The following is a 5,559-nucleotide window of genomic DNA, read 5'->3' on the forward strand; positions in this document are numbered from 1 at the left end:
GGGCCACCTCAGGTGGCCTGACCCCCTCGGCGAGCAGCCCGACAGCCTCCAACCGCACCCCCTCGCGACGCTGGCGGCCCTTCGCCGTCAGCCCGCCCCCATCCGCATAGCGCATACCAACGACATAGCGCACAGGTGACCAGCAGTCAGTAGCCCGAGCAGACAGTCACCTCAAAGCGCCGAAGTCAGTAGGGGCGCGGATTTGGAGGGTTTCGTCGCAACCTTCCGGCAGCGCGAGTTCGATGAGATGGAACCGCCCGCCGACTCTGAGGGAGGGCGCCGCGGCCGTGTAAGCGAGGGCTGCTGCAGGCAGGCGAGCTCCTTCGGCTGCCCCAGGCAGAAACGTGGGGATCCAGCACCAGGTTCCTGGGTCCCCAACGCTTCCCCAGCACCCCATCAGTCCTGCCTCTGGGTGCTCCTGATGTGCCTTGGGCGCTGGAGATCTTCATGCGTGCGGGGGATCGACGGGCCGACGCGGTCTTCCGCCTCGGGCTTGTCGGGCGTCCGGGAAGCTCGGGTTCCCGCGCCACCCTCGGAGTGCTGCGTGACGCTGCCCGAGAACGCGTTCCGGACGGTATTGCGAAGATCCGATACGGCAAGAACGAGAGTGATGCATGCGCGCACCACCTCAGCTGCTGCTGTAGGAAGGCGAGCTGCGGCTCCCAAGATGACAACGAGGCTGCCGATCACGGCAAGGATTGTGGTGGCGTCCATGACGCGGCTCCTTCTTCCGGCGAACTGACCGCCCCATTGGGCCGCCTCATGGATCCTTCCGGCGCAGGGATCTTGAGCTTCATGGGCGTTGTACCTGGTGAAGGCGCTAGATTCGGTTTCCGGTCCGGATCAGGCAGATCCGCCGGAACCTGGGGGCGCCGCGTGATGACAAGTTCACCGCAAGGGTTCCTCGCTGACCGTTTGAGAGAACTACTGGCAGCTTCCCGGCTCAGCCAGACCAAAGCGGCTGAACTGGCCAGCAACCGACCGATTCCGCCAAACAGATCAGCCTCCCCAGTCACGAACGGCCGTATCAGTGCCTGGGCCGCCGGCACAGACCGTCCGAGAAACATGGTGGCCTTCAAGCAGCTTGTCAGGGTCCTGATCGACCATGCACGGCGCTTCCGCGAAGAGCTGGTTCACACGGGCCAACCGTTACCCGCACTCACTCCCGGACTTCTGGACGAACAGCGCTGGCAGGAATGGCTAAGAGCGGCCTGGGACGAAGTACCTCCCGACGACAGGCTGACAATCCGGGACGCGGATCCGGAAGACCTCGGAGTCCACCGCGCCGTCTCGCATGCTCAGGCCTCGAGCGGGACCGCCGGTTCGTCGGGGTTCAACCGCCTGACTCCATACCTGGCGCGCGAGCACGACTATCGGCTGCGGCGGCACCTCGCCGCAGCCGCCAGCGGCGGTCCGTCCGTCTTCGTTCTGCTCCTCGGGGACTCGACCACAGGCAAGACGCGAGCCCTCTACGAGGCCGTCGTTGTTGAGGCACCCGACCATGCGCTGCTGCGACCTGTCGATGCCGAGGACCTTCAACAAATCCTGACGGCTGGCCGCGCGACCCCAGGCACAGTCCTCTGGTTGAACGAGACCCAGCGCTACCTCTACGGGCCGGACGGCTCCACCAACGCCAAAGACATCAACAAGCTCCTCGCCACGCAGCCCGGAATCCTGCTGGTCGGCGCAATGTGGCGTCACCCCTACTTTGTCGAACTCACCGCGCAGGGGCGCCCCGAAAGCTTCGGCCCTGTCCGCGACCTCCTCCACAGCAGACACACCGTGCGTCTGGATGTTCCCGACGCACTGACCACGGCCCAGCTCGACGAATTCCGCGCTCTGGCAACCGACCCGGCGCCCAGGATGCGGGACAGACGGCTGATCGATGCGCTCGAAGCCGCCGGAGGCGACGGCAGGGTGATCCAATGCTTGAGCGGCGGCCCAGAGCTCCTCGAGGCCTACCGCAACCGCACGCTGTTCACCCATGTTGAGCACGCCCTGATCACGGCAGCGTTGGACGCTCGCCGACTGGGTCACCGCCAGCCACTGCCAGGAGCGCTGCTCGCTGAGGCAGCCGATGGCTACCTCAGCGGCCGCCAGCGTCCGACCGCTCCAGACTGGGCCGAGACGACACTGGGTGATCTGACACGGGGCTACCGCAATAGCGATCTCTTCGACCGTACCGACATTCGCCACACGCTGACCGCCTTGGTCATGCACGTCAGCCGCTCCGGAACCCGCCCATCGTTCGAACCCGCCGACTACCTCGACCAGCAGACCCACGACGACCGCAGCGCTTGCCTGGGCCCACCGGCTCTTTGGCACGCGCTGATCACGCACACTCATGACCCGGAGGACCTCCACGCCATCGGCCAGAACGCTGAGAGGCGAGGGTTGTTCAAAGCCGCTGGCAACCTCTACAAGAACGCAGTTTTGGCTGGTTACCCATATGCCGCCGTTTCGCTCCTGCAGCTTCTCCGCAGGTACAACCTCGACCCCCAGTGCCAGGCAAGGCGATGGCTCGCTGCCCGCATAGACGTGGCCGACGCGTTGAATGCGGCCCAGGCGCTGCGAGAGGTGAGGCACACAGGTACACCCACAGAGGTGGTGCATGAGCTGGCCGAGCGCGCCGCTGCCCATGCGGATCCCGCGGACCCGGTATGGGTCGCCCGTCTCCTGCGAGAACTCCACGAGGCGGGGGAGGCGGGCTCTGTCTCCCGGCTCGCTAGCCGAGCCGTAGCCGACACAGATCCTGAGGAGCCGGCCTGGGCGGCCATCCTCCTAGAGGCTCTGTCCGAGGTAGGAGAAGCAACGGCGGCCGCTCAGATGTCTCCCCGTGCGGCTGCCCAGGCAGATCCGGGCCATCCTGGTGATGCTGCCGACCTGCTGCGAGTGTTGCACAAGCTCAGCCAGACTGACGCCGTCCGCACGCTCGCAAGGCGCGCCGCCGCCCACACCGACGCCGCCAATCCGCTCGTACAGCGCCTGCTCAACGACCTACACGCGGCGGGGGAGTCTGAGCATGTCCGCAAACTGGCTGCACGAGCCGCCGCTCACATGGACGCCAAGGACTCGGAGACGGTGCCCGAGCTGCTACGAGCGCTGCACAAGCTTGGGCAGACGGATGCCGTCCACAGCCTCGCCATGCGTGCAGCTGCCCACACCGACCACTCCGCCGCACTTCTGCGAACCTTCAAGGTCGTAGGGGAGCCGGCAGCCATCGAGCAGTTCATCCTCCGGGCGAAGAACCATACTGCTCCTGAAAACCCGTGGACGGTACGTGGCGTCATCGAAACCCTGAGGGAAGCCGGAGAGACGGAAGCTGCCCACGAGTTGGCCGACCTGGCCTCCGCCTGCGTTGCTCTGGATCGCCCAGACGGTGTCACTGTCCTGCTGAGGATGTTCCGAGAGATAGGAGAGATGCAGGCGGGCGAGCAGTTGGCAGCTCGAGCCGCCGAACAAGTCGACCCCGCCAACCACCACAGCTCCCAGCTGTTGAAGGAACTTCAGGCGGCGGGCGCGGCGAAGGCCGCCCACGTTCTTGCTGGGCGCATTGTCGCGCTCGCGGATCCCACTCACCCAGACGCTGCAGCCAACGTTTTGCAGTCATTGAGCGCAGCAGGCGAGACGGACGCATTCCGCCGGTACGCAGCGCGCGTCGCCACACGAACTGACGCGGGTACTCACCGCGTGGATGACATATTGCGGCTTCTGGGGGAGACGGGTGAGCCGGAGCTCGTACGCACGTTCGCTGCGCGCACCGCCAAGAACACCAACCACTCTCAACTATGGGGCGTCGCTATTGTCCTGAAGGCACTCAGAGAGGCGGGTGAGATGGACGTGTACGACGAGCTCGCCGAACGAGCCGCCACATCAAGCACCGGCAAAACCGACCGCATCTCCCTACCCAAAGTTATCCAGGAACTGAGAGCGGCGGGAAAGGTCTCGCTGGCAGACACGCTAGTCCGTCGAGCGATGGACATGGGTGAAGTCCTGCCAAGCGTCGCTACGCAGTACGGGCGAGAGACGGACGGCAGCCGCGCAAGGCCGTGGACTTGGAGCGAACTGGACTTCGCGACGTGACGAGGGCGGCTTCCCCCTTCCTCAGCAGCGCCACCGTCGCAACCCTGGTCAACTGGCTCCGCTCATGATCGCCCGGGCAGGCTCATCGCCCCGGAGGACGCCGCGGACACGCACGCCGCCGCAGGACCCGGCTGGCTGTACGGAGCCTTCCAGCTGACCAGCTGACCAGCTCGCTGCTCCTGCTCGCTGCGGCCAGTTCCTCCTTCCAGGCAGGCCCCGGACTGCTCAAGGCCCTGTCCGGCACGCCCGAACGGCCCGGAGTGCTGCCGCTGGTGCTCGGCCGGACGAACCGGCACCACACTCCGTACTGGTCGGTGGTGGTCTACCTGGCCGCCGCTGCGCTGATCATCGTGGCCGCGGCGGGCCAGGAGCAGGAACTCGTGCTGTTCTACGCGGTTGCCGTCTTCGTCAGCTTCCTCGTCGGTCTCGTAGCCATGGCCCGCTTCGCCCGCCGGGAGGACAAAACGGCCCTGGCGTGGGTCAACGGCCTGGCCGCCGTGGCCGCCGCCTTACTCTGGCGGTGAACCTGCTGCGCGGCTGGCCGATGCCGTCCCTGGCCGCCACCCTCCTTATCGCGGCCGGCCTGTACGCACGGTGGATCCGGGCCGGACGCCCCACCGGCATCGAAGACGTCGAGGAGCGCGCCGAGGCGGAGTGACGGCGCGATTCGTACGGCACGGCGGTCGGCGACGTAGTCGTCCCCTGCGATACCGGCCGACAACTTCGAGTGCCTGTCAGGCGATCAAGACCGCAGTCGTCAGCACAAGCCCGAGCCCGCCGTGCGCCGTCGGACCGGTTCGCGATGGCACGCGGTTCGACCGGGCGGGGTGTCACGACCAGGGACCGAAGGCGTGGAACTTCCTACGCCGTCCCCGTATGAGTGTACGAACCACGGTGTAGGCGAGCGCCAGGGAGAAGACCAGGACGGCTAGGGCCAGCAATGCGTACAGGAGTCCAGAAACCTCGGAGCGCCGCAGCAACAGCGAGCCCCCGAGACTGAAGAGCCAGGCCAGGACGATCGCCAGCGACGCCGCCGCAGCCACGGAGAGACCGTGGGCCTGCTGGCAGCGTGCCCCGGCTACCGGCAGATGCTCCATCCCTCGCACGTGAGATGGGGCCACGGATCCGCCTGGTTGTTACCCACTTTCGGGCGACTTCCGGAATCAGGGGAGTTCCAACATGGTGACGCGCAGGAGCCGTACGCCGTGGCCGGTACGGGAGGCACCTCAAGCAGGGCGTCAACATGCCGCATTCAGCATGTTGATGGACAATGCAAGCAACTGTCACGATTATGTGGGCGATCTGTACCAGAGCTCGCATGTCATGTATTTCTCCTGCGTCGGGGGGGGGGGGGGGGGGGGGGGGGGGGGGGGGGGGGGGGGCCCCCCCCCCCCCCCCCCCCCCCCCCCCCCCCCCCCCCCCCCCCCCCCCGCCCCCGGCCCCCCCCCCCCCCCCCGGGGGCGGGGCCCCAAACCA

5 protein-coding genes are annotated in these 5,559 nt (G+C 67.0%); 3 read left to right on the forward strand and 2 right to left on the reverse strand.

Annotation, left to right across the window (positions count from 1 at the left end):
* Positions 1 to 396: 396 nt before the first annotated feature.
* Positions 397 to 714, reverse strand: a complete 318-nt coding sequence (locus ACFYX0_RS46475; RefSeq protein ID WP_388981564.1) for a hypothetical protein — start codon at positions 712 to 714, stop codon at positions 397 to 399.
* A gap of 351 nt (positions 715 to 1,065) precedes the next feature.
* On the opposite strand from ACFYX0_RS46475, the gene ACFYX0_RS46480 reads away from it, so the two are divergent.
* The 3 genes from ACFYX0_RS46480 (at position 1,066) to ACFYX0_RS46490 (ending at position 4,741) form a co-directional block, all read left to right on the forward strand.
* A complete protein-coding gene (locus tag ACFYX0_RS46480) occupies positions 1,066 to 4,083 on the forward strand; it encodes a hypothetical protein (protein ID WP_388981567.1) in 3,018 nt (1,005 codons plus the stop codon).
* Positions 4,084 to 4,355: 272 nt separating this feature from the next.
* Positions 4,356 to 4,607, forward strand: coding sequence for a hypothetical protein (locus ACFYX0_RS46485; RefSeq protein ID WP_388981569.1), 252 nt, complete (start codon positions 4,356 to 4,358; stop codon positions 4,605 to 4,607).
* Positions 4,604 to 4,741, forward strand: a complete 138-nt coding sequence (locus tag ACFYX0_RS46490; protein WP_388981572.1) for a hypothetical protein — start codon at positions 4,604 to 4,606, stop codon at positions 4,739 to 4,741. The genes ACFYX0_RS46485 and ACFYX0_RS46490 overlap by 4 nt, the downstream gene beginning before the upstream one ends.
* A gap of 172 nt (positions 4,742 to 4,913) precedes the next feature.
* Here the strand turns inward: ACFYX0_RS46490 and ACFYX0_RS46495 are convergent, their stop codons facing one another.
* Positions 4,914 to 5,126 (reverse strand): hypothetical protein, encoded by a 213-nt coding sequence (locus ACFYX0_RS46495; RefSeq protein ID WP_355924655.1) that lies wholly within the window; start codon positions 5,124 to 5,126, stop codon positions 4,914 to 4,916.
* Positions 5,127 to 5,559: the final 433 nt, after the last annotated feature.

Origin of the sequence: Streptomyces sp. NPDC002573 (assembly GCF_042889625.1) — a bacterium.
Lineage (GTDB): Bacteria > Actinomycetota > Actinomycetes > Streptomycetales > Streptomycetaceae > Streptomyces > Streptomyces gibsoniae.